We start from the raw sequence: 25,453 nt of genomic DNA, 5'->3' as shown, positions 1-25,453 counted from the left end.
GTGAAGAAGTCGCTGTACGAGCTCGGCGAGCTGCCTCCGGTCGGGTACGTCCCGCGGAAGATGCTGGCCTCGGTCATCCGCCCCGATCGCTACGGCGAACCGATCGACGCCTTTCGTGAGGAAATCGTCGATGTCCCGGGGATCGGGCCGAACGAGGTGCTCGTCTATGTCATGGCCGCCGGGATCAATTTCAACAATGTCTGGGCGGCTCGGGGTAAACCGCTCGATGTGATCGCGGCGCGCCGGAAGCGCGGTGCGGCCGAGGATTTCCACATCGGCGGTTCGGAAGGCTCTGGAATCGTCTGGGCGGTCGGCGACCGGGTGGACCACGTCGCCGTCGGTGATTCGGTCGTCCTGTCCTCGTGCCTCTGGGACGAATCGGCACACGATATCCGGATGGGCGCGGACCCGATGACATCGTCGAGTCAAAGTGTCTGGGGATACGAGGAGAATTTCGGATCCTTCGCCCAATTCACGGTGGTGCAGGACTATCAGTGCCATCCCAAACCGGCACGGTTGTCCTGGGCCGAAGCCGCGGCCTTCATATTGACGGGCGCGACCGCGTATCGCCAATTGCTGGGGTGGCATCCGAATGTGGTGCGGCCCGGCGATCCGGTCCTGATCTGGGGCGGCGCCGGCGGACTCGGTTCCATGGCCATCCAGATCGCCCGGGCCTACGGCGGGCAGCCGGTCGCGGTGGTCTCCAGCGCGGAGCGTGCGACGTACTGTGCGAAACTGGGGGCCGTCGGTGCGGTCGACCGGCGCGAATTCTCCCATTGGGGAAGGCTTCCCGACATCGGCGACGAGACCGCGATGGCGGCCTGGTTCGGGGAAGTGCGGCGTTTCGGCGCCAGATATTGGGAAGCGCTCGGTGCGAAGCGGGCACCGCGGATAGTCCTCGAGCATTCGGGGCAGGACACCATCCCGACGTCGATCTACCTGTGCGACAACGCGGGCATGGTCGTCATCTGCGGCGGGACCACCGGATACAACGCGGATATCGACCTGCGATACCTGTGGATGCGCCAGAAACGTTTGCAGGGATCACATTTCGCGAACCTGCAGCAGTGCCGGGCCATCACCGAGCTGGTGTCGACCGGCGATATCGATCCGTGCCTGTCGCAGGTCGGTGCGTTCGCCGACATCGGAAAGATGCATCAGTTGATGTGTGACAACGAGCAGCCGCCCGGAAATATGGCGGTGCTGGTCAACGGGGGGCCGTCGTGACAGATCAAGTTCTTGCCGAAGACCCGATCGCCGTGGTCGGAATGGCATGCCGACTGCCCGGCGGCATCGATTCGCCGGAATCGTTGTGGCGCAGTCTGATCGAAACAAGAGATGCCGCTGCAGAGGTCGTCGGAGAACCGGACGGATTCGATCCGGAGTTCTTCGACATCAGCCCGCCCGACGCCGAGGCCATGGACCCGCGCCTGCGGCTGGTGCTCGAAACAGGCTGGCAGGCATTGGAGTACGCCGGAATCGACCCGGCAACGCTGCGGGACAGCGACACCGGCGTCTACGTCGGCGCCCCGGGTGGCGATTACGGCCGCGTCGCGACCATCCTGGGCTTCCGCGGCCCTGCGCTGAGCATCGACACGTCGGGCTCGGCCGCACTGGTCGCCGTGCATCTCGCGGTGCGGGCCATCGCGGCGGGCGAGTGTTCGCTCGCCCTGGTCGGCGGGGCCGGCGGTCCGCACGAGGGGGTCGCGGTCCTGGTCCTGGCGCGAGTGTCCGAGGCCCACCGCCGTGGTTGCCAGGTGCTCGCCGTGCTGCGCGGCTCCGCGGTCAAGCATGAGGGTGCCGCAGGGCCCGGCGCGCAGGAGGGTTTGATCCGGGCCGCCCTGGCCGATGCTGAACTCGCGGCCGCCGACATCGATGTCGCCAGTGGACCCGAAACCAACGCTGCGGCAGCGGGACTCGCGGGCGTACTCACGATGATTCAGGCTGTCCGGCACGGGCTCGTGCCACCCACCGTGGCTGTCGCCCCGGCCGTCCCGTGGCCGGAACACGACCGCCCGCGCCGGGCGGCGGTGTCGGCGTTCGGGGCGAGCGGTACCAACGCCCGTGTCATCCTCGAGCAGGCCCCGCCCGAGCCCCCGCTCACGCCGATCGATCCCACCCGGCGGGTGCCCCTGACTGTGTGGCCGTTCTCCGCCCGGACTCCGGAGGCGCTGGCCGAGCAGGCCGCGCGCTTGGCCGACCACGTCCGGGCGCATCCGGAATTCACTGCCCGCGAGGTCGGTCATGCCCTGACCACGACCCGCACTGTGTTCGACCACCGCGCGGTGGTACTGGGCCGCAACCGTATCGACCTGCTGGCCGGGCTGGCGGCCGTCGCGAACGGTAAGCCGGTCGGGCCGATTCGCGGGCGGGCCGCCGATCGCCGGGTGGTCTTCGTCTTCCCCGGGCAGGGCCAGCAGTACCAGGGCATGGCGGCCCAGTTGCTGGCCGAGTCCCCGGTTTTCGCCGCCGAGATCGCCGCGTGCCAGACGGCGCTGTCGAAGTTCGTCGACTGGTCGCTGACCGATGTGCTCACCGATGCCGAGGGCGCGCCGTCGCTCGAGCACGTCGACGTTGTGCAGCCCGCACTGTTCGCGACGATGGTTTCGCTTGCGGCGCTGTGGCGCTCGTTCGGCATCGAGCCCGCCGCGGTGCTCGGGCACTCGCAGGGCGAGGTGGCGGCCGCGTATGTGGCGGGCGCGCTGTCGCTGTCCGACGCCGCCCGCATCGTGGCGCTGCGCAGCAGACTGCTGCGCGAATTGGACGGCACCGGCGGCATGGCGTCGGTCAATGCCCCGGTGGCGCGGGTGCGCGAACTCATGGCGGGCATCGACGATCTGCACATCGCCGCCGTCAACTCCCCGACCGCCACCGTCGTGGCGGGTGGGGTGGACGGCGTGGCCCGCATGCTCGAGGTCTGTGAGCGAGCGGCCGTGCGGGCGCGGCGGATTCCAGCCGACTGCGCCGGGCACACCGCTCATGTCGATGTCCTGCGGGGGCGGCTCGACGCCGCCGTGGCCCCGATCACCGCGCGGGCCACCGGCATCACCTTCTTCTCGACCGTCACCGGCGGGGTGCTGGGTGGCGAACAGCTGGGCCCGGACTACTGGTTCCGCAACCTGCGGGCGGCGGTGAGCTTCGAGGCAGCCTTCCAGGCTGCGGCCGAGTCCGGATACAACGCCTTCCTCGAGATGAGCGCGAACCCGGTTCTGACCGCCGCCATGCACGAATCGCTCGGCGCCACAGCCGACTCCTGTCTCGTCACCGGCTCGCTCCGGCGCGACGACGCCGGTATCCGGCGCCTGCTGGCCTCCGTGTCCGAGGCCCATGTCGGAGGCGTGTCGCCGCAGTGGTCAGCCATCTACCCGGTGGGCTCCGCACGACCGATTCAGTTGCCCACCTATGCCTTCCAACACCGGACGTACTCGACGGCCGGCGTGGCGGAGACGGCCGGCGGGGAGCCCGGCGACCTCGGTCTGGCCGCGGCCGGGCACCCGCTGCTCGGCGCGGTGGCCGAGGTTCCCGGCGCGGACCGCTTCCAATTCGTCACCCGCATCTCCCGGGCGACCCGGGGCTGGATCGCCGATCACGCCCTGTGCGGCACCGTGGCGCTGCCCGCCGCGGCGCTGGTGGAGCTGGCTTTTCACGTGGGCGGCCGGCTTGGTGTTCCGCGGGTCCGGAAGCTGACCATGCACGAACCGGTCACACTGCCTACCGCGGGCGCAGTGGATCTGCAGGTCGTGGTCGGCGAACTGGGGGAATTTGGTCAGCGCACGCTGGCCGTCTTCTCGAGCCGAGAGGGTGCGGATGCCCCACTCGGACAGCGTCATTGGACCCGGCACGCGGAAGGCGTGCTCACTTCGGCCTCCAGGACCGCGGATACCGCCACCCACGGGCTGACCGTCTGGCCCCCGGTCGGCGCGACGCCGGGGTTGGAGCCCGGCCTGGTATACGAGACCCTTGCCGCGCTCGGCTACCGGTACGGCCCGGCTTTCCAAGGCGTGCGGCGTATTTGGCACCGGGGCGACGATATCTTCGCTGAGGTTGCCCTTCCCGCTTCCGTGGCCGATGCGGACAACTACGGACTGCATCCGGCACTACTGGACGCGGCCCTGCAACCCGTCTTCGCGGCCGCTACGCCCTTGCAGGTGGACGGGATCAGGCTCCCCCTGGTGTGGGAAGACGTGGAACTGCATGCGGTGGGCGCGAAGACGCTCCGGGTGCGGCTGACCTCAGCGGGGACGAACCGTTTTCGCTGGGCGCTCGGCGACGGCACCGGCCGGATCATTGCCGAGGGCACTGTGGGAATGGGTGTCGTCGCACCGACCGAGCGTGCCGGCGGATCTGCGCGGCACAATGCGCTCTACAGCGTCGACTGGCTGACTGTGCAGGCGTGGCGGGGGCGTTACGCCAGCCGCCAGAGCGAGTGGGCCATCGTGGGAGGGGAGCCGCTCGGGGTGCGCGGCGAGGCGGGTCCGGCCCGCTATCCCGATCTCGAATCACTTCACGCGGCAGTGGATTCCGGAACAGACGTACCGTCGGTGGTGGTGCTGTCCCGGGTGGCCTCCGCCGCCGCGGTCGAGCCGGGCGCGCATCCGGCTCAGGCCCTGCGCGACGAATTGGCGCTGATGCTGCGTCAGCTCCAAACCTGGCTGGCCGCACCGCGATTTGCCGACACGAAGCTGGTCATCCTCACCCGGGGCGTGCAGGCGGCCGAGGCCGACGAGGACGTCTCGGATCTGGTGGGCGCGAGCGTGTGGGCGCTGGTGCGCACCGCGCAGTGGGAGCATCCGCACCGCATCGTGCAGGTCGATCTCGACGAGGCCGGCATCAGCCTGGATCAGATCGCGACAGTGCTGCGCCTCGACGAACCCGAACTGGCGCTGCGGCGCGGCGAATTCCTCGCCCGGCGACTGCGTTCCGGCGTCGACCCGGTGGCCACCCCTGATCCTGGGCTCGCCGGATCCGGGCCGTCCGCCTTCGATCCCGACCGCACCGTGCTGATCACCGGTGGCACCGGCAAGATCGGCGGCATCATCGCCCGGCACCTGGTCTCCGCCTACGGTGCCCGGCACCTGCTGCTCACCAGTCGCAGCGGCGGCAATGCCGACGGAATCGCCGAACTGACAGCGGAATTGGGTGTGCAGGGCGCCGAGGTGACGGTCGCGGTCTGCGACGCCGGCGACCGCGACGCGCTGGCCGAGGCGATCGACGGCGTCCCGGCCGCGCATCCGGTCGGAGCGGTCGTCCATCTGGCGGCCACGCTGGCCGACGCGACCTTCGCCGCCCTCACCGAGGCACAGCTCGACGCCGTGCTGCCGGCCAAGGCCAATGGCGCCTGGCACCTGCACGAACTCACCCAGCATCTCGATCTATCGATGTTCGTGCTGTTCTCGTCGTCCGCGGGCGCTTTCGGCTGGGCCGGCCAGGCCAACTACACGGCGGCCAATGTCTTCCTCGACAGCCTCGCCCGGTACCGGCATCGCCGCGGGCTGCCCGCCACCGCCATGGCGTGGGGTTGGTGGGCCGAGGACACCTCCAATACCGGCGGGCTCGACGACAAGGGCCGGGCGCGGCTCGGCCGCATGGGTCTCACTCCGATGCCGACCGCCGCGGCCGTGGAGCTTTTCGATGCCGCGCTGCGCACCGGACAGCCGTACGTGCTGCCGATCGGGCTCGACCTGACGCGGCTGACCGCGGCCGAGCCGACCGGCGAACCCGCCCCGCTCTTCCGGGCGCTGGCGCCCGCCCGGCCGCAGGCCGCCCAGCTGGTGGGTGACTCGACGGAACTGGCCGCGCGCATGGCGGGGCTCGGCCCCGCCGAGCAGCACCAGGCGATGACCGACCTGCTCAAGACGCCGGTGTCCATCGTGCTCGGCTACGCCACACCCGATGCGGTGCAACCGGATCGGCCGTTCGCCGAGATGGGACTGGACTCGCTCAGCTCGATCGAACTCGGGGCCCGGCTGCGGGCGATGACCGGGGTGAAGCTGGGCAATGCGGTGATCTATCAGCACCCGACGGTCAGGCTGCTGGCCAAGCATGTGCTGGATCAGGTCACCCCGCGGGCCGCCGAACTCGCGGCCCCGATCGTCGCCGAGGTCGAGATGCTGCTCGAGCGCTTGTCCGAGATCTACGACGGCGGTCCGGTACCCGACGCGCTCATGGCCCGCCTGACCGGCGTGATCGGCGCCCAGTCGATGAGGACACCCGCATGACCATCCCTTCCGGCGAGCCCGTCGCCATCATCGGCATGGCGGCCCGCTTTCCCGGCGCCGCCGACATCGACGCACTGTGGGAGTTGCTCGACGCGGGTGGTGACGCCATTCGCCCGGTACCCGCGCAGCGCTGGGACGCGAGCGCACCGCTGGACCGCGAGAAGCGGATCCAGGCGGTCGGCGGATTCGTCGACGGCGTCGACGGTTTCGACGCTGCGTTCTTCGGCGTCTCCCCGCGCGAGGCCGCCGATATCGACCCGCAGCAGCGCCTCATGCTCGAAATGACCTGGCGCGCTCTGGAAGACGGCCGCGTACCACCGGAGGCGCTGCGCGGCACGCGCACCGGGGTCTATGTCGGGGCGTCCTGGCACGATTACGAGATCCTGCGCAAGCAGCGGGGTGTCGGTGCGAGCCAGCACAGTTCGGTCGGCAATGCCCTGGATGTGATCGCCTCGCGGGTCTCCTACACCCTGGGACTTACCGGGCCCAGCATGACCGTCGAGACCGGGTGTTCCTCCGCGCTGGTCGGACTCGACCTGGCGGTTCGGGCCATCCGCTCGGGAGACATCGACGCGGCGCTGGTCGGCGGCGTGAATCTGATGCTCGCACCGGACGTCTCGATCGGGCTCACCCACTTCGGCGGGCTGTCCGAGGACGGGCGGTGCGCGGCTTTCGGCGCCGGCGCGGACGGATTCGTCCGCGGTGAGGGCGTGGCCGCGCTCTACCTCAAACCGCTGCGGGACGCGGTGCGCGACGGTGACCGGGTGCGGGCCGTCATCGTGGCGTCCGTTGTGAACAACGACGGTGGCGGCGAGAGTCTGGTGACGCCCAGTGGCGCGGGCCAGCGCGACCTGCTGCGGCGGGCCTACCTGGATCACGACCTGGACATCGACCGGCTCGCCTATGTGGAGGCACACGGAACCGGGACGCGCCGAGGTGATCCCATCGAGGCGGAGGCGCTCGGGGAGATCCTGGGAACCGCGCGCAGCGCCGACAGCGGACCGCTGCTGATCGGGTCGGTCAAGACCAATATCGGTCACCTGGAGGCGGCCGCGGGCATCGCGGGACTGGTCAAGGCCGTGCTGTGTCTCGAACACGGCACGGTGCCACCGAGTCTGCACTCCGAGGTGCCGAATCCGGATATCGCCTTCGACGAGCTGAACCTGCGAATAGTGCGGGAGCGCACGGTGCTTCCGGCGCACACCGATGTCCACATCGGGGTGAACTCGTTCGGGTGGGGCGGCACCAATGCGCATGTGGTGCTGCGTGGCGCGGCATTGCCCGCGCGGGTGATCAGCGAGGTTGCGCGCGAAACATATTCCGAGCCAATTAGTTTCGTGCCGCTGTCCGCGCACACCATCGCCGCTCTGCAGCAGCGCTGCAGCGATATCGCGGATCTGGTGGACGCCGAACCCGACCGGCTGGACGCGATCTCCGCGGCGCTGGCCGGCCGGGCACCGGCCCTGCCGTTGCGGAGCGCGGTGCTGGGCGCATCGCCTCGGGAAGTGGCGGCGGCCCTGCGCCGTCACGCCGATGACCCGGCCGCTGAGCTCCCGTTCGTGCTGACCGGCCGGGCTCACGAGGTCGGCCGCACCGCCTTCGTCTTCCCCGGCCAGGGCAGCCAATGGCACGGGCTGAGTGCCGCACTGTACGGACAGGATCCGGCCTTCACCGAGACGATCGACGCATGCGCCGCGGCACTGCGGCCGTATGTCGACTGGGATCCGGTCGCGGTGCTGTCCGGCGCCGCCGGACCGGGCTGGCTCGACCATGTCGATCAGGTGCAGCCGGTGCTGTGGGCGCTGTCGCTGGGTATCGCGGCCGGGTGGCGGCGAGCGGGCATCGTGCCCGACGTCGTCATCGGCCACAGCCAGGGTGAAATCGCGGCGGCCACCGTTGCGGGGCTGCTCAGCCTCGACGACGCGGCGCTCATCGTGTCCCGGCGCAGCGCGCTGCTGCGCTCGGTCGCGGGCACCGGCCGCATGCTGGCCGTCGAGCTGTCCGTGGCCGAGATTCCAGCTGCCATCACCGGATTCGAGGATCTGGTGGCACTGGCCGTGCACAACGGTCCGACCTCGTGCGTGCTCTCCGGCGATACCGACGCCATCGAGGCGCTCGATGAGATCCTCGCGGCTGACGGCGTGTTCTGCCGGATGGTGAATGTCGACTACGCCTCGCACAGCCCGCGGATGGCCGAGGTGCGGGTACCGCTGCAGGCCGCGCTCGCCGGGGTCGCACCGCTACCGGGCGGCAGGGAGTCACCGCCCGACGGTACGGCGGCGCTGCCGGATGCCGTGGAGATGATGTCGACGGTCCGGCTGAAGGCCGTGACCGCCACCGATCTCATCGGCGACTACTGGGTGGAAAACCTCTGCAGCCCCGTACTTTTCGCCGAGGCGATGACCGCGGTGTTCGACGACGGTGTCACGCACGTGATCGAGATCAGCCCGCACCCGGTGCTGCTGCCCGCCGTGGAGCAACTGGCCGCCGAGCGCACCGACCCGCCGATGGTGCTGCCGTCGTACTACCGGGACTGCGACCCCCGCGGCGAGCTGCACCGCAGCCGTGCCCGCGCCTTCGTCGCCGGACTGCGGCCCTTCGCGGCGGATGCGGTGCCGGCGATCGCGCTGCCACCGTATCCGCTACGGCCGCAATCGCATTGGCTGCCAGACGCCGGGCCCGGTGCTCCGAGTGACACGGCCGCCGGGACGCTGCGAGTTCCGGTGTACCCCAGCCGGCTCGAGCCGGGGGCCTGGCAGGCCACCATCCCGATCGATCTGGAAACGCTGCCTTGGCTGGCCGATCACGTGGTCGGCGACGCAGTGGTGGTGCCGGGGGCCATGCTGGCGGTGCTGGCCATGGCGGTCACTCGCACCCACCTGGGGATTGGCCCGGCGGGCCTGTCGGGATTGCGGTTCGTCGAAATGCTCACCGTCGGTGACGCTCCGGTCCGGGTCGAGGTCACCCTGCGCGAGGACGTCCCGGCCGGGATCAGCTTCGAGATCGCGGCGCTGAACGCCGGCACGCACAGCTGGACGGTGCACGCGCGGGGCTGCGCACTCCGCGCGCTCGAGCCCGCAACCGCGCCGCTGCCGTTCCCCTTCGGCCCCGGCGAGCCGACAATCGGCGAGCCGATCCCGGTCGCCGACTTCTACGCGGCCTGCGCCCGCCGCGGGGTGGAGCTCGGCCCGGACTTCCAAGGTGTGCGGGAACTCCGGCGCTGGCGGGACGACACGACCTCGTTCGCACTGGCCAGGATCGCCCTGAGCGAACACGCCCGGGCGATGTCGCACCCCGGTGAGCTGCACGCCACGCTCGTGGACTGTGCCATGCAGACCGGACTGGCCCTGTTCGACGGCGAGAACACCATCCTGCCCGGCGGTATCGAAGATCTGATCCTGGACGCCGAACCGGCCGGATATGTCGACGCCGCCTGGGCGTATGCCATCCGGCGCTCGGACACCACCGCCGACATCCACCTCTACGACGAGCAGCGCGCGCCACTGGCCCGCATCCTGGGCCTCGAGCTCCTCTCGATCGACGACGACCGTGCCGACGCCAGGCCCTACGACCGGGAGCTTGCCTTCACCTGGCACGCGGTCGCGCGCGGCGAAACGACCAGCGCCCCGGAATCATTCGCTGTCAGCGGGTCCGTCGGCACAGTCGGCGAGCTGACTGAGGCTCTGCGGCGGAGGGGCGCCGAGGTCGGTGTCGCCGCCGATCGGGCCACGACGGTGGTCTTCGCAGCGCCCGCGGCCCGGGAGGGCCTGGACCCACAGCGCCGGGGCCTGCTCGAGCTCGCCGAACTCGTCGGTTCGTGTGTCCGATCGACTTCGGCGACACCGCGTCTCGTCGTGGTGACCACGGCCGCCCAGGCGGTCGGGAACGATGAGCATCCTGATCCGGGAGGCGCGCTGTACTGGGGATTCGTCCGGGTCCTGCGTCGTGAACACCCCGAATTGTCCGCCGAGATCATCGATCTCGCTGCATTGCCCGACACCGCGCGCGGGGAGCTGTTCGACGACTGCGCCGCCGAACTCCTGGCCCGCACCGGTGAGGACCAGCTCGCCCTGCGCCCCGGGCGGCGCTACGCCGGACGCATCGAACAGGGCGAGCAAGCGGAAAGCGCTGCGGCAGTGCGGCCCTGGCGAACCACGGCGCAGCCCTTCCGGCTCACGGTGACTCCTGGCCGCTCCTGGCAGGGGCTGCGCTACCGGCCCCTGGAAACCCGCCTACCCGGGCCAGGCGAGGTGCAGATCGAAATCGAGGCGGCCGCACTGAATTACATCGATGCCCTGAAGGCGGCGAGCGCCTATCCCGACGACTCGGCGGGCCACGACCTGCTCGGCCTCGAATGCGCGGGCGTGGTTCGCGCGGTCGGTCCCGACGTGACCGGACGGGCCGTGGGCGATCGCGTGGTGGGCTGTGGATTCGGTACGCTCGCCTCGCAGCTGACGGTGCGCGCCGATCACACGCAACCGATACCGGATGCCCTGCCCGCCACCACCGCGGCGGCCCTGCCCATGGTGACCACCACGGCCTGGTACGCGCTCGTCACACTCGCCCGGCTCGCGCCGGGGGAGACCGTGCTGATCCATTCCGCCACAGGCGGACTGGGACTGGCCGCCATCGGCGTCGCCCGTGGTCTCGGGGCGCGGATCATCGCCACCGCGGGCAGCGCGGGGCGGCGGGAATACCTGCGCCGCGCGCACGGGCTCGAGCACGTCTTCGATTCCCGGACGCTGGACTGGGCGGACGAGGTGCGGGCGGTGACCGGCGGGCACGGCGTCGACGTGGTGCTCAACTCGCTCTCCGGCCGCGCGATCGATCTCGGCATCGACGTGCTCGCCGAGGACGGCCGGTTCATCGAGGTCGGCAAGCGGGACATCCATGCCGATCGCCGGGTCGGCCTGCGACCGTTCGCGAAGGGAATCAGCTTCGCGGCCGTCGATCTCACCGGATTGATGGCACGGCGTCCCGAGCGCTTCGCCGCCGCGTTGGCCGAGACGTGGGAGCAGATCGGCACGGGCCGGGTCGTTCCGGGACCCGTCACCGTGCACGACTTCGCCGATGCCGCCACCGTGCTGCGGGACCTGACCCGGGGCGAGCACATCGGCAAGGTGGTGCTCGCGAGCCCGAACACGGCGACCGACATCGTGCCGGAGCCATTGCCGGAGGGGCATTTCCGCGCGAACGGCACCTATCTCGTCACCGGTGGCCACGGCGCCCTGGGGCGCAGCCTGGCCGATCATTTGCTCGCGAACGGTGCCGGCGCGGTTGCCCTGGTCGGCCGCAGTGCGCCGGACACGGTGGACACGGCATCGGTGCGCAGCTATCGGGCCGATGTCGCGGACGCGGAAGCCCTTGCCGCCGTGCTGGATTCGATCCGCGCGGAGCTGCCACCGCTGCGCGGGATCTTCCACGCCGCAGGCGTCCTCGACGACGCCACCATCCTCGGTGTCGACACGGACCGGATGGAACGGGTGCTGCGGCCGAAGATCGACGGCGCCCGGCATCTGGACGCGCTCACCGCCGATGACCCCCTGGATCTGTTCGTGCTGTTCTCCTCGGCCGCCGCGCTGATCGGCAACCCCGGGCAGTGCGCGTACGCGGCGGCCAATGCCTATCTCGACGCGCTGGCCGCGGCCCGCCGGTATGCGGGACGGCCCGGACTGAGCATCGAGTGGGGATACTTCGCGGAGGTCGGTCTCGCCGCGGCAGAACACAATCGCCACGCCCGGCTCACCGAACACGGCATCAGCGGCTACCCCACCGATGAGGCGTGGACCGCCATGGCCACCTTCCTCGCCGAGGAACGCACTGTCGTGGGCTACATGACCTTCGATCAACGGCAGTGGTTCGACGCGTACCCCGATGCCGCCGCCCAGCCCAGCTGGCAACTGCTGCGGCAGCGCGCCGCCGTCGAGTCGGCGGGGCGAGCCACCGGTGAATTCCACACCGCGCTGGCGGATTCGGCTCCCGCGGACCGGCACGTGCTGGTGCGGGACAAGATCACCGAGGTGGCCGCGCGCGTGCTCCGCATGCAACCGGCCGACCTCGACGCCCGGACGCCCTTCAAAGCGCTCGGACTCGACTCGCTCATGAGCCTGGAGATGCGGAACCGGCTGGAATCCGCATTCGCGCTGCGGCTTTCACCCACGCTGCTGTGGACCTACGGCACCGCCGAGACCCTGGCGGGCGCGATCGGCGAACGGCTCGCCGCCGCGCTGTCCGCGGCCGGCGTGACCACCGGCTGACCCCTCAGGAGGCACTCCCATGGACAATCCGAATTCGAGCGAGGCCCTGACCGCGGCCCTGCGCCGTGCCACCCGGACCATCAAGCAGCTGCGCGAGCAATCGGCGGGGCAGAGCCCCGGCGGGCCCATCGCGGTCGTCGGCGTGGGCCTGCGGCTGGCCGGCGGCATCGCCGATCTCGACGGCTACTGGGCGGCACTGCGGGAAGGGCGCAGCCTGATCACCGAGATGCCCGCGCATCGGCGCTGGCCCTTCGAGGACGAATGGGACTTCCTGCCCACGCGAGGCAGTTTCATCGACGACGCCCTCGACTTCGATCCCGCATTCTTCGGGCTCAGCCCGCGCGCGGCACAGGCCATGGACCCGCAGCACCGCATGCTGCTGGAGGTGACCTGGGAAGCCCTGGCGCACGCCGGACTGCGGCCCGACCGGGAGCTGCCGGAGTCGGTGGGCACCTTCGTGGGCATCGCCGGCCGCCAGGACTACGCCGCCTGGGAGCCGCCGCAGGTCGATCCGCACTGGGCGCTGGGCATCGGCCACGGCTTCGCGGCGGGACGCATCGCCTACCACTTCGGATTCACCGGCGCCGCACTCGGTTTCGACAGCGCGTGCTCCTCCTCGCTGGTCGCCATTCATCACGCGGTCGCCGCCCTGCGGCGCGGCGAATCCGAGATCGCGCTGGCGGGCGGGGTGAGCCTGATGCTGGCACCTGGGTCCACCGCGGTCATCCAGCAGACCGGAGCCCTCGCCCCCGACGGGCTGTGCAAGACCTTCGACGCCCGCGCCAACGGCTATGTGCGAGGCGAAGGCTCTGCCATGCTCGTGCTGAAGCGCCTCGCCGACGCGGAACGTGACAATGACCGGGTGCTCGGGGTCATTTACGGCACCGCCGTCAACCAGGACGGCCGCTCCTCCGGTTTCACCGCACCAAACGCGGTCGCCCAGCGCCGCGTGATCGAGGCGGCCCTGGCCGACGCCGGGTGCAAACCCGAGGAGATCGGGTTGGTCGAAGCACACGGCACCGGCACCTCACTCGGCGATCCCATCGAGGTCAGCGCCATTGTCGCCGCGCTGGGTTCCCGCAATGGCGGCAGACCGCTGCACGTGGGCTCGGCGAAGACCAATGTCGGTCACCTGGAGGCCGCCGCCGGTGTGGTCGGGCTCGTCAAGGCGCTGCTGTGCATTCGTGAGCGCACGGTGCCGCCACTGGCCCACTTCCGCACCTTGAATCCGCGAATCGATCTGGAGGGCACCGACGTTCGGATCTCGGGCCACAGCGCCGCCTGGGTGCTCGCGGAGTCCGGCCCGCTCGCCGGGGTGAGTTCGTTCGGCGCCATCGGCACCAATGCGCACGTGATCGTCGGACCCGCGCCCGAGACCACTGCCGCGTTCCCGCCCGGCGGCGACATCCCCCGGCCCGCGTGGAACCGCGGACCCTGTGTCCCGGCGTTCCTCGGTTCGGCACCACCTGGCCGGAGCTGAAACAGGGTTCTACTCACCATAATTCGACACTCTTTGGGGGTAATGCACCGTGGTGGCATTCTTCGATATGGTCGGCGGTCGCTACGCCCCGACCGAGATCGCGGTCAGCCCGTGGGCGCCGAACCAGGTAAGCGGGACCGCGGTGTCCGGCCTCCTGGCGCGCGAGGCCGAAACACACAGTCCCGGCGGCGCATTCCTGCCGGGGCGGTTCACCGTGGATCTGTTCCGGCCCGTTCTCGCCGAACCGATCGAACTGTGCAGCGAGGTGGTCCGCGACGGCCGTCGTGTGCGGGTGGTCGACGTCTCGGCTGTGCAGCAGGACCAGGTGAGGGTGCGCGCGACGCTCATGTTCCTGGCCGCCGGAGAACCGGCGCCGGGGGCGGTCTGGCAGCCGGTACGGCAGTTGCCGGTACCCGAGCCGAGCACCGAGTGGCACCCGCTGCGATTCAAGTCGGGTGCGCTCGACTGGACCGGCGACTTCCTCACCGGCCAGAACAGCGAGCGCAAATGCATGTGGCACGACATGGCGCCGCTGGTCGAGGGCGAACCCAATTCGCCGTTCCAGCTGGCCGCCTATGTCGCCGACACCACCAATATGGTGTGCAACTGGGGCACCGCGGGCATCGGCTACATCAATTGCGATGTGACCCTGACACTCTCGCGCCTCCCCGTGGGACCAGAGGTGGGATTGCAGGCACAGGACCAGGTCACCGGCGACGGCGTCGCGATCGCCGCGGCCACCCTCTACGACCGGACCGGCCCGCTGGGGGTCTCCGTCACCACCACCATCTCGAATGTGCGCCAGGCGGTGGATCCGGCCGCCTTCGCGGCCGAGGCGTTCTCGGCGCCGCGCCCACAGTGAACCCCGGGGAGGAACCGTCATGCGGATTGCGTACACGCCGCAACAAGAGGAACTACGTGCCGAGCTGCGGGACTACTTCGCCCGCCTGATGACCGAGGAGCGGCGCACCGCGCTGGCCGCGCCGACCGGCGAATACGGCGAGGGCGACGTCTACCGTGAGGTCATCGCGGAGATGGGCCGCGACGGGTGGCTCGCGCTGGGCTGGCCGGAGGAGTACGGCGGCCGGGGCGGCTCGGTCATGGATCAGCTGATCTTCACCGACGAGGCCGCCGTGGCCACCGTTCCGGTGCCGTTCCTGACCATCAATACCGTCGCGCCGACCATCATGTACTACGGCACCGACGAGCAGAAGCAGTTCTTCCTGCCCAGGATCGCCGCCGGTGAATTGCATTTCTCCATCGGCTATTCCGAGCCCGGCGCGGGCACCGACTTGGCCTCGCTGCGCACCTCCGCGGTCCGCGACGGCGACGACTGGGTGATCAACGGGCAGAAGATGTGGACCTCCCTGATCAGCTACGCCGACTACGTCTGGCTGGCGGCGCGCACCGACCCGGACGCCGAGAAGCACAGCGGCATGTCGATGTTCATCGTGCCGACCACGGCAGAGGGCTTCTCGTGGACACCGGTGCACACCATGGCCGGGCCCGACACCAGCGCCACCTACTACCAGGACGTCCGAGTCGGGCAGTCGGCGATGGTGGGCCCGGAGAACGGTGGCTGGGGGCTCATCACCAACCAGCTCAACCACGAGCGCGTCGCGCTGAGCGGGGCCGGGCACCTGATGATGGCCCTCCGCGAAACCATCGAATGGGCGAAGAACACCAAGGCGGCCAATGGTATTCGTGTCATCGACCACGAATGGGTGCAGCTGAACCTGGCGCGGGTGCACGCCAAGGTCGAGTACATGAAGCTGCTGAACCTCGAAATCGCCTCGCGCGCCGACGCCGGCGGTGACGCCGCGCCGCGCCCGTGGGACGCCTCCGGCCTGAAGGTGTACGGCACCGAGTTCGCCACCGAGGCCTACCGGCTGCTCATGGAGGTGCTCGGCCCCAACGCGCACCTCTGCCAGGACTCGCCGGGCGTGGAGCTGTTCGGTGTGCTCGAACGACTGCATCGCGCCAGCCTCATCATGACCTTCGGCGGCGGCACCAATGAGATCCAGCGCGACATCATCGCCATGTTCGCCCTGCGCCTGCCGCCCGCCACCCGCTGACCACACCCGAAAGGCCGGTAATCATCATGGATTTCACTCCGACCGAGGCCCAGCGGGATCTCGCCCGCCTGACCGGTGAGGTGTGCGTCGCGCTCGGCGGCGCGACCGACCACCCGCGCGCACTAGGTGCGGCGATGGCGGCCGCCCTCTAGCGGGAGAGACCGGCGTGATCGCGGTAACTCAGCGATCACGCCGGTCCGCTCGCCGCCGATGTCACTGTCGCACAGCCGGAGTGCCGGTTCGCGCGATGATGCTCGCACCGTAGCGCCGGGTCTCGTTCTCTATCTGGCGGGGAGTCGCCGAGCGGGCCAGAGCGATTCGGGCCCCGCTCACCAGCGCTGCGCCCGTCGCGGCGAACACCTGCGGATCCGACAGCGCACTAACGCAATACAGCGTGTCCCGGTAGTCGATGCCGATGGCGGGCACCAGGCCGTACGCGCTGAGGGCCCACTGACGATTGGTGATCCGCTTGATCGTCGGCGTGGGCGTCGCGACATCGACCGCGAGGAAGGCGAGGTCGTCGGCGGTCCCGGGATCCGGGGTGTACCAGTCGGGTAGGCGCACGGTCCGGAGGTCGATGGCATCCAGATCGGTTGCCTTGTCCTCCAGGGCTTTCCGGCTGCCGCGCAGGCCGTCATCGCCGAGCGCCAGTAGTCGACCGTCGTGCTCGCCGACGCGGTCGATGTCCGACTGGCCGGCGATGATGGTGCCGACACCGGTGGCCGCTACGGCCGCGGCCAGATTCTCGTCCGGGGGCAACAGCACCGCCACCGCGCCGAGCCGCGACAGGGCCGCCGTCGCGATCAGGGCACCTGGTCGCATCCCCATCACCACGCCCACCTGATCGGCGGGCTCCACACCCACCGCGATGAGGGCCCGCACCACCGCGTCGATGCGGGCGTTCACCGCGGCCTCGGTGCGCATCCGGCCCGCATAGAGCAGGCAATCGCGCGAGGAGGTGCGCGTACCCCAGGCCGATCCCAGCGAAATCCTGGTGCCCGGCAGCAGCTTTCCGGGTCGCGCGGGCCGGGGTGGGGCCAACAGCGCCCGCTGGGCCCGGCTCCGCGGCCGGGGTGGCCGCGGTGTCGCCTCGGGCATATCGACGATCTGCTCGGGGCGCGGCCCGTCGCTACCGTGCCAGTGCAGCCAGTCCGCGATGGCGGGCCAGGTCGTCCGTACCGCGACGCCGCCCGCGACCATCTTGTAATGCCCGGCGTCGACACCGACCTCGTACACGGGCGCACTGCGCGCCGCGTGCCGGATGCCGCGCACCGAGGCGGCGGGCGCGAGCTGATCCTTCGACCCGACGATCCCGAGAATCGGGCAGGTCAGCTCGCCCAGGCTGTGCACCCGGTCGCCGACCACGAAACCGCCGGAGTGCAGACGGTTCCCGATCGCGAACTGCCGCAGCAGATCCGAGGCCGCCGGACCCGGGTAGCCGATGCGGCCCTCACCCGCCATGAACCGGCGGCGGCGTTCCTCGGCGGGGGACAGGCGCGGTGCGGAGCGGTGGCGCAGGGTGTGCACGCGATTGCGCACCGCGTTCACCGGATCGACCAGATCCCACCAGGTCTTCAGGATGGAGTCGGTGATATTGCTGCCCTCGCGCACCGTTTCGGCGAGGAAGTTCGCGATGCGCGGGCCGAACGGGAGCCCGGCGGCCGTCCAGTCCACCATGCTGCCGATCCCCGCCATGCTCGCGATCCCCTCGCCTTGCCGGTGTGCCGCGGCCAGGTAGCCGAACATGCCGCCCTGGCAGTAGCCGACCAGGTGCACCGCGTCGCCGGTGTGGTCACGCATGGTGCCGACGGCGGCGGCCACTGCCAGGACGTGATCGTCCAGGGTCCGCTCCCAGCCGTTCTCCTCCGTCGCTGGAGAGCCGAAGTCGAGGACCCACGGATCGATTCCGGCCCGATGCAGCAGCGCCACCGCTCCGGTCTCGGTATCCAGGTCGAAGACCTCGGCGGTCATCATGAGCGGTGGCACCAGCAGGGCGGCCGGGCCCGCCGCCGGATGCTCCGGAAAGTAGCGCCGCAACCGGTACATGGGCCGGCCTTCGACCACGGCGAACGGGCTGGTGACGGGAACAGGGGCACTACCGACGTATTCCATTGCACTCCCCAGAAATGAAACGTGCCCTAGTCAAAGAATGTCCGTGAGTCCATATGTGTTTGGTCACAGCGGATTTGCCGACTGAAGCACTGCATCGAGTTCTAGAACAAGTTACAGTGCGAAGGAGTCGATGGGGTGGGTTCATGGACGTTGAAAGTCACTGAGACGCAATAGATCTGCGCATGGTCGCGCGGCAATCGAAAACAAGTCGGCCGTGAAAAAGATTGGCGGAGAGGCACAGTCGTACGCTTCGCCGATGGGAGGGGTTCTATGGATATGCTGCGGTGTCCCGTACACAGGTACCCGTCGGAGACAACGAGATCACTGGGGCTGGATCCGGTCATGGACGAGGTCCGCGGATCCGGCGGCATCGCGCGGGTGCAGTACCCGTACGGCGATGCGGCCTGGCTGGTCACCGGCTACGAGGATGTGCGAACCGTCTATTCGCAGAAAGCGTTCAGCCGCACCGGTATGTCCCAGGACACCGCGCCGCGGCTCACCGCCGGACTGCTGCTGCAGGGCGGCATCGGCAGTCTCGACGACAGCATCCACACCAAACTGCGCCGCGTCATCGGGCGGGAACTGACCGCTGGGCGGATGACCGCGCTGCGCGCCACCGCCGAGGCCCTCATGACGCGGCGGCTCGCCGAGCTCGAGCGGTCGGCGGCCACCGACTACGTATCCGCTGTCGCCAAACCGTTTTCGCTGAATGTGCTCGGTGAGCTGGTCGGGATTCCCGAAGCCGAGCAACCCGAGGTGGCCGACTGGGTGAGCGCGCTGCTCACCGACGCCTCCGTGGCCGACGCCGGCGCGCGCGGCGCCGACGCCGCGCTGCAGGATCTCGGCACGTACGTGCTGCGGCTCATCGCCGACCGGAAGGCGACGCCCACCGGGGATTTCGTCTCCGATCTGGTCCGCCACGGCGACGATCTGGCGAAATGGGAGCTGGTGACCGTCGTCTTCGCCCTCATCGTGGGCGGCTACGAATCTTCGGCCCACATGCTGAGCAAGCTCGTGCTGCGCCTGCTGCTCAGTCCGGACCTGTGTTCCGAGCTGCGGGCGCATCCGGGCCGGATCCCGGGCGCTGTCGACGAGCTGCTGCGCACCATCGCCCTGGCCGGTGGTGAAGGACTGCCCTGGCGGGTCCGCGAGCCCATCCGGCTCGGCGGGGTGGACCTGGTGCCCGGCGACTACGTCGTCCCGGCCATCGGCGCCGCCAATCTGGACCCGGCCATCTACACCGATCCCGAACGCATCGACCCGGCGCGATCGGCCAAGCCTCACATGGCCTTCGGTTACGGCACCCGCTACTGCCTTGGCTCCCAGATCGCCCGCATGGAACTCGAGGTCGGCATCGGCACGCTGCTGCGGGACTACCCCGGCGCCCGGCTCGCGGTCGCACCCGAGCAGGTGCGCTGGCACAGCGGGTCGGCGGTCTGGCAGCTGGCCGAACTACCGGTGTGCCTGTGATGGCGGTCGGAATCCTGCGCACCGGCGCCTACGTGCCGCCCTCCGAGATCGGCAATGCCACCATCGCGGCCTGGGCGGACACCACACCGGAGTGGGTGGGTGAACGCACCGGCATCGACACTCGCCGCTACTCCGGCCCGGAGACGGCCACCTCCGATCTGGCCCATCGAGCCGCCCTAGATCTGCTCGGGCCCCGGGAGACCTGGCCGCGGATCGGCAGCGTCATCGTCGCGACCTCGACCGCGGATCAGCCACAGCCCGCGACAGCCGCTGCGCTGCAACACAAATTGGGGCTCAGCGGGATACCCGCCTTCGATCTGAACTCGGTGTGCGTCGGCTACCTCTTCGCCCTGACCGTCGCCGCCGGACTGTTGGAACGCGAGGGTGAGGGGGCGGACCCGGCGCTGGTCGTGGGGGCCGACATCTACTCGCGGATCATGAACCGCGCCGATCGCAAGACCGTGAGCCTGTTCGGTGACGGCGCGGGTGCGACCTTGGTCGGACCGGTGCCGCCGGGCTACGGGCTGCACGCGAGCCGCCTGGTCACCAATGGCGAACTGCGTTCTCTCGTGGAGGTTCCCGCGGGCGAGCGGCTGTTCCGGATGGACGGCCGCGCGGTCCGCGACTACGTGCTGACCATGCTGCCCAAACTCATCGCGGAGGCGCTGGCGGAATCCGGCTTCACGCTCGCCGAGATGGACCGGATCATCCTGCACCAGGCCAACACCCGGCTGCTGGAGACCTGTATCCGCGAACTCGGCGTGGATCCCGCCCGGGTGCCGCTGACCGCTCCCCGCTACGGGAACACCGGCGCGGCCTCCATTCCCATCACCCTGCACAGCAGCCATCTCGAACGCCCGCTGCAACGCGGTGAGCGCATTCTGCTGGCCGGCGTCGGCGGCGGCATGAGCGCCGGGGCGGCGGTCCTGACGTGGTATTGACCCGAACGAAATCGGAGGACTCCTGATGCGGCTCGAAGGAAAGGCCGCCGTCGTCACCGGCGGCACCCGGGGGCTCGGCTTCGCGATCGCGAAAGCGTTTCTCGCGGAAGGCGCGTCGGTCATGTGCTCGGCGCGCACGGCCGGGGACTACCAGCTCCTCAAGGAGGAATACCCGGACCGCTGCCTGTTCCATCCGGCCGATGTCGCCGATCCGGCGGCGGTCGAGCAGCTGATGGCCGCGGCCGCCGAATCGCTGTCCGGACTGGATGTGGTCGTGGCCAATGCCGGGGTGAGCCGGGACGGGCGGATCGAACAGCTCGCCCCGCACGACTGGGACGCCATGGTCGCCACCAACCTGACCGGCACCTTCCTGTGCACCCGCGCGGCCGTGCCGCACCTGCGCGAGCGCGGCGGCGTGATCATCAATATGTCCTCGTCGATGGCGAGCCGGATAGCGGTCGGCGCGGCCGGCTACAGTGCCACCAAGGCCGCCATCGAAATGTTCACCCGGACCAGCGCAATCGAACTGGGGCAGTACGGAATCCGGGTCAACGCCCTATCGCCCGGCATTCTTGACGCCGGTATGGGCGGCCGGCTGGCCGACAACGACCGGGTCTGGGCCGCCTACCGCAAGCGGTTCGCCCTGGGCCGCGCCGGACGGGTCGAGGAGGCCGCGCAGGCGGCCGTGTTCCTCGCCTCCGACGACGCCTCCTACGTCAACGGGGCGATTCTCGATGTCAACGGAGGTTTGATGTGGGCCTGACCGACCAGCGCAACAATCCGTTCAGCGAACCCGAGCAGGCCAAACTGGTGGAGCTCGGGCGCAAGCACGTGATGGGCATGGAATACACCGACGCCGAAGAGGTCTGGATCAGCTCGGGCATGGAGCATCTGCTGCTGCAGACCGTCGGACGGCGGAGCGGGAAGACTCACAAGGTGGCGCTGCCGTTCTGGGTCGACGCGGCGGGGCACCGCATCGTCGTCGCCTCCTTCATCGGGGCGCCGCAGCATCCGGCCTGGTACTGGAACCTCACCGACACCGCGGCCAATGCCGAGGTGCGGGTGAAGCTGCGCGCGGCCGAGCTCCGGGCGCGTCCCCAGATCCTCGAAGATCCTGAGTACCAGGAGGTTTGGGAAGCCTTGACGACCGACCGCGAGTTCTACCGCGACTATCAGTCGCGGACCGAACGCCGGATACCGCTGGTCCGATTGCGCGAACTGTGAGCGAGGTGAATGCGGCGGCGCTGGAGGGCGTTCCAGTGACCGCGCTGTGGACGCTGTGGAGCCGGGCGTCCGAATCCGCCCGGACCGATTCGGACTTCTGCGATTTCCGTGCCGAGGAACTATGCCGGTCGATCCACTTCGATTACCGGCGTTTCGGCAGGCCCGCCCAGACGCAGGTGCTGCGCGCCCGCACCATCGACGCGGAAATCGAACGCTTCCACCGGAACTCGCCCGGCGGCACCGTGGTCGCCCTCGGCGAGGGGCTGCAGACGACCTACTGGCGGCTCGGCACGCCGGACCTGAACTGGATCTCGGTGGACCTGCCAGAGATGATCGCCCTGCGTGAGCAGTTGCTACCGGAGGAGACGCGGGTCCGCACGGTCGCCGCATCGGCGCTGGACCGGTCCTGGTTCGACCTGGTCGGCTCCGGGGACGTGCTCATCACGGCCGAGGGCCTGTTCATGTACCTGCAGCCGGATGAGGTCTATGCGCTGATCAGCGATATGGCACAGCGGTTTCCGGGAGCGAGCGTCATCTTCGATCTCCTGCCGCCCGGCCTGACCGAGCGCACGCTGAAGGGGACCAAGCTGGCCCGCGGATCGGACTATGTATTGCCGCCCATGCCCTTCGGCCTGACCGTCGCCCAGACCCGGGCGCTGCCGCAGCAGATCCCGGGAGTATCCGGCTACCAGGAGCTTCCGATGCTCCCTGGACGCGGCTGGTGTTCGCCGGTGATGCTCGGTCTGCAGCGCAGGCTGCCGCTGGTCCGGAACCACCGCCATCTGATCGCACGCCTCACCTTCGCGTAGGGGTCGCGGCTCGGCGCGGCTGCGGCCCACCGGTGACCGCGTTAAGGTCACAGAGTTGAGTGAAACCCGACCGGTCAGGATGCAGCACGTGGAGAACAAGAAGGCACCGTGGACCGCCGCCGACATCCCGAATCTGCAGGGGCGCACCGCCATTGTGACGGGGGCCAGTGCCGGGCTGGGGTTGGAGACCGCGCTGCGGCTCGCCGAACACGGCGCCCGGGTGGTCCTCGCCTGCCGTAATGCCGACAAGGCCGCGGCCGCGGCGGAAACCATCCGCCGGACCGCGCCGGACGCCGAATTGCCGTTTGTGGAACTGGATCTGGCGTCGCTGAAATCGGTCCACCAGGCCGCGGCGCAGCTGCACGACGACTTCGGGCAGATCGACCTGCTGGTGAACAATGCGGGCACGCTGAGCCGGGAGCGGACCGTCACCGAGGACGGATTCGAAACCACCTTCGGCACAAACCATCTGGGCCCGTTCGCATTCACCGGACTCCTGCTCGATCTACTGGACGCGGCGCCGCAGGCCCGCGTCGTCACGGTGACCAGCGGGGTCCCCGCGCAGAAGGGCACCTGGCTCGACCTCGACGACCTCACCTACGAGCGGCGCACCTACAAGGCCTACCCCGCCTACGCGCAGTCCAAGCAGGCCAATGCCAGCTTCGCATTCGAACTCCAACGGCAGCTCAATGGCACCGGCAGCCGGCTGATCTCGGTGCTGGCCCACCCGGGCGCCGCCGAATCCGACTTCGCCCAGAACTTCGGTCCCGCAGTGGCCTTCCTGTCCCGGCCCTCGCTGCGCTGGGTGTTCCGGATCGTGATGCAGACCGTCGAGATGGGTGCGCTGCCGAGCCTGCGCGCCGCCACCGACCCCGGCGTGCGCGGCGGTGACTTCTACGGCCCCACCGGCTCGACCAAGGGCTACCCGGTGCCGAACGCGGCCGGGGAACGCACTCGCGATCCCGAGCTGGCGGCCCGGCTGTGGGCCGAATCCGAACGGCTCACCGGAGTCACCTACCGGTTCGACCAACTCGACGGCGAGACGGACTAGGCCCGATACGCTGAACGCCCCCTGAAATCCTCAGGGGGCGTTCACCTTACGACCGGGTCAGCGGCTCAGGTCCGGATCCACGTCGTCGTCGGTCAGCAGGGCGCTGCCGGCGACACGATCGGTGGCCAGGGCGTCGAGGAAGGCGCGCGCCCACCGGTCGACGTCATGGGTGAGGACCTGGCGCCGCATCGAACGCATCCGGCGGCGACGGGTGTCGCGGTCGTCGTCGATCGCGCCGATCAGGGCGTCCTTGACGCTGTCGAGATCGTGCGGATTGCACAGGTAGGCCTGCCGCAATTCCGCTGCCGCACCGGTGAATTCGCTCAGTACCAGCGCACCGTTGAGGCTGCCCTGACACGCCACGTACTCCTTGGCGACCAGATTCATGCCGTCGCGCAGCGGCGTCACCACCATGACATCGGCGGCCACGAAGAACGCGATCAGCTCGTCGCGCGGGATCGGGCGGTGCAGGTAGTGCACCACCGGATAACCCACCCGGGAGAACTCGCCGTTGATCCGGCCCACCTGGCGTTCGATATCGCCACGCATCTGCTTGTAGGACTCGACCCGCTCCCGGCTGGGCGTGGCCAGCTGCACCATCACCGTGTCCGCCGGATCGATCCGGCCGTCGTGCAGCAACTCCTCCAGCGCGGCCAGCCGGATGTCGATGCCCTTGGTGTAGTCCAGGCGGTCCACACCCAGCAGGATCGTCTTCGGATTGCCCAGCTCCGCACGGATTTTCGCGGCCCGCTCCCGCACTCCGCGGCGGCGCGAATACTCGTCCAGCTCGGTGGAGGTGATGGAGATCGGGAACGCGCCCACCCGCACGGTGCGGAAACCCACCTGCACCACACCGAGTTTCGAGCGCACGCCCACATTGCCGCGCGACGTGGGCTGGCCGGCCAGCCTTCTGGCCAGATACAGGAAGTTCTGCGCGCCGCCAGGCAGATGGAAACCGATCAGGTCGGCGCCCAGCAGGCCCTCGACGATCTCGGTGCGCCACGGCATCTGCATGAACAGTTCCACCGGTGGGAACGGAATGTGCAGGAAGAAGCCGATGGTCAGATCGGGCCGCAGCATGCGCAGCATCTTCGGCACCAGCTGCAACTGGTAGTCCTGCACCCACACCGTCGCGCCCTCGGCGGCCACCTTGGCGGTGTACTCGGCGAAACGGCGGTTCACCTGGACGTACGCCTGCCACCACTGGCGGTCGTAGACCGGCCGCACGATCACGTCGTGATACAGCGGCCACAGCGTCGCGTTGGAGAAGCCCTCGTAGTAATCGGCGACCTCGTCGCCCGACAGTGGTACCGGATGCAGTTCCAGACCGTCCTCGACGATCGGATCCAGATCCACATCCGGGACGCCGGCCCAGCCGACCCAGGCGCCCTTGTTGTTGCGCAGTACGGGTTCCAGCGCGGTCACCAGGCCGCCGGGGCTGCGCTTCCAGCGAGTGGTTCCATCGGGTAGTCGCTCCAGGTCGACCGGAAGCCGGTTGGCGACGACGACGAAACCGGAGCCGGAGCTATCCGGGTGCACGGGTCATTCGCCTCGCGTCGGACCGATGCCCAGCATGGACAGCAGCATGCGGCACTCGTCGGCATCGGTGGCATAGGCGGCCACCACGCGCTGGGCCTGTCGAGCGGTTTCGTCGGCGAGCGGTTCCAGATCGTCATCCGCGATGTCGTTTGCGCCGGTCTTCGCGGCCATCTCATGTCCTCTCGGGAAAGTCTGCTCGGTGCGAGGAGTCCATCGTATCTGCCAGGAAAGTCGGGACCGTGCGCTGCGTACATTGCGAGCCCTAACCGCAATGGTC

16 protein-coding genes are annotated in these 25,453 nt (G+C 69.6%); 13 read left to right on the top strand and 3 right to left on the bottom strand.

Annotation, left to right across the window (positions count from 1 at the left end; genetic code table 11):
- The 7 genes from ccrA to AB0L60_RS02895 are packed head-to-tail and all read left to right on the top strand — an operon-like array spanning position 1 to position 16,182.
- Positions 1-1,227 (top strand): crotonyl-CoA carboxylase/reductase, encoded by a 1,227-nt coding sequence (ccrA, locus tag AB0L60_RS02925; RefSeq protein WP_364606199.1) that lies wholly within the window; start codon positions 1-3, stop codon positions 1,225-1,227.
- Positions 1,224-6,218 carry a type I polyketide synthase gene (locus AB0L60_RS02920; RefSeq protein ID WP_364606196.1) on the top strand — a complete coding sequence of 1,665 codons (4,995 nt, stop codon included), beginning with the start codon at positions 1,224-1,226 and terminating at the stop codon, positions 6,216-6,218. Before ccrA ends, AB0L60_RS02920 begins: the two co-directional genes overlap by 4 nt.
- Complete coding sequence (locus AB0L60_RS02915) at positions 6,215-12,475, top strand: type I polyketide synthase (RefSeq protein ID WP_364606193.1); 6,261 nt, start codon at positions 6,215-6,217, stop codon at positions 12,473-12,475. Before AB0L60_RS02920 ends, AB0L60_RS02915 begins: the two co-directional genes overlap by 4 nt.
- A gap of 19 nt (positions 12,476-12,494) precedes the next feature.
- Positions 12,495-13,955, top strand: a complete 1,461-nt coding sequence (locus AB0L60_RS02910; RefSeq protein ID WP_364606190.1) for a polyketide synthase — start codon at positions 12,495-12,497, stop codon at positions 13,953-13,955.
- Between the two features lie 49 nt (positions 13,956-14,004).
- On the top strand, positions 14,005-14,817 hold the full coding sequence (locus tag AB0L60_RS02905; protein ID WP_364606187.1) for an acyl-CoA thioesterase domain-containing protein: 813 nt from the start codon (positions 14,005-14,007) through the stop codon (positions 14,815-14,817).
- A gap of 19 nt (positions 14,818-14,836) precedes the next feature.
- Complete coding sequence (locus AB0L60_RS02900; RefSeq protein ID WP_364606184.1) at positions 14,837-16,030, top strand: acyl-CoA dehydrogenase family protein; 1,194 nt, start codon at positions 14,837-14,839, stop codon at positions 16,028-16,030.
- Positions 16,031-16,056: 26 nt separating this feature from the next.
- A complete protein-coding gene (locus tag AB0L60_RS02895; protein WP_364606181.1) occupies positions 16,057-16,182 on the top strand; it encodes a hypothetical protein in 126 nt (41 codons plus the stop codon).
- A gap of 61 nt (positions 16,183-16,243) precedes the next feature.
- Here AB0L60_RS02895 and AB0L60_RS02890 read toward each other — a convergent pair whose 3' ends face one another.
- Entirely contained in the window at positions 16,244-18,142 is a 1,899-nt protein-coding gene (locus tag AB0L60_RS02890) for an AMP-binding protein (protein WP_364606178.1), read from the bottom strand.
- A gap of 342 nt (positions 18,143-18,484) precedes the next feature.
- On the opposite strand from AB0L60_RS02890, the gene AB0L60_RS02885 reads away from it, so the two are divergent.
- From AB0L60_RS02885 to AB0L60_RS02860, 6 genes are all read left to right on the top strand, one after another.
- A complete protein-coding gene (locus AB0L60_RS02885) occupies positions 18,485-19,612 on the top strand; it encodes a cytochrome P450 (RefSeq protein ID WP_364606175.1) in 1,128 nt (375 codons plus the stop codon).
- Positions 19,612-20,553: a ketoacyl-ACP synthase III gene (locus AB0L60_RS02880; RefSeq protein WP_364606172.1), complete on the top strand. Its 942-nt coding sequence runs from the start codon at positions 19,612-19,614 to the stop codon at positions 20,551-20,553. Before AB0L60_RS02885 ends, AB0L60_RS02880 begins: the two co-directional genes overlap by 1 nt.
- Positions 20,554-20,578: 25 nt before the next feature.
- A complete protein-coding gene (locus AB0L60_RS02875; protein ID WP_354831106.1) occupies positions 20,579-21,316 on the top strand; it encodes an SDR family NAD(P)-dependent oxidoreductase in 738 nt (245 codons plus the stop codon).
- Positions 21,307-21,777 (top strand): nitroreductase/quinone reductase family protein, encoded by a 471-nt coding sequence (locus AB0L60_RS02870; protein WP_364606168.1) that lies wholly within the window; start codon positions 21,307-21,309, stop codon positions 21,775-21,777. The genes AB0L60_RS02875 and AB0L60_RS02870 overlap by 10 nt, the downstream gene beginning before the upstream one ends.
- Positions 21,774-22,586: a class I SAM-dependent methyltransferase gene (locus AB0L60_RS02865; protein WP_364606165.1), complete on the top strand. Its 813-nt coding sequence runs from the start codon at positions 21,774-21,776 to the stop codon at positions 22,584-22,586. Before AB0L60_RS02870 ends, AB0L60_RS02865 begins: the two co-directional genes overlap by 4 nt.
- A 79-nt stretch (positions 22,587-22,665) precedes the next feature.
- Positions 22,666-23,637 (top strand): oxidoreductase, encoded by a 972-nt coding sequence (locus AB0L60_RS02860; RefSeq protein ID WP_364606744.1) that lies wholly within the window; start codon positions 22,666-22,668, stop codon positions 23,635-23,637.
- Positions 23,638-23,694: 57 nt separating this feature from the next.
- Here the strand turns inward: AB0L60_RS02860 and AB0L60_RS02855 are convergent, their stop codons facing one another.
- Complete coding sequence (locus AB0L60_RS02855) at positions 23,695-25,176, bottom strand: trehalose-6-phosphate synthase (RefSeq protein WP_364606162.1); 1,482 nt, start codon at positions 25,174-25,176, stop codon at positions 23,695-23,697.
- 3 nt (positions 25,177-25,179) lie between these two features.
- Positions 25,180-25,347 (bottom strand): hypothetical protein, encoded by a 168-nt coding sequence (locus AB0L60_RS02850; RefSeq protein WP_162958162.1) that lies wholly within the window; start codon positions 25,345-25,347, stop codon positions 25,180-25,182.
- Positions 25,348-25,453: the final 106 nt, after the last annotated feature.

The organism is Nocardia sp. NPDC051981, from assembly GCF_040680715.1.
Classification (GTDB): Bacteria; Actinomycetota; Actinomycetes; order Mycobacteriales; family Mycobacteriaceae; genus Nocardia.
Note: the sequence above shows the minus strand (reverse complement) of the source record. Positions and strands in the feature narration are given on the sequence as shown.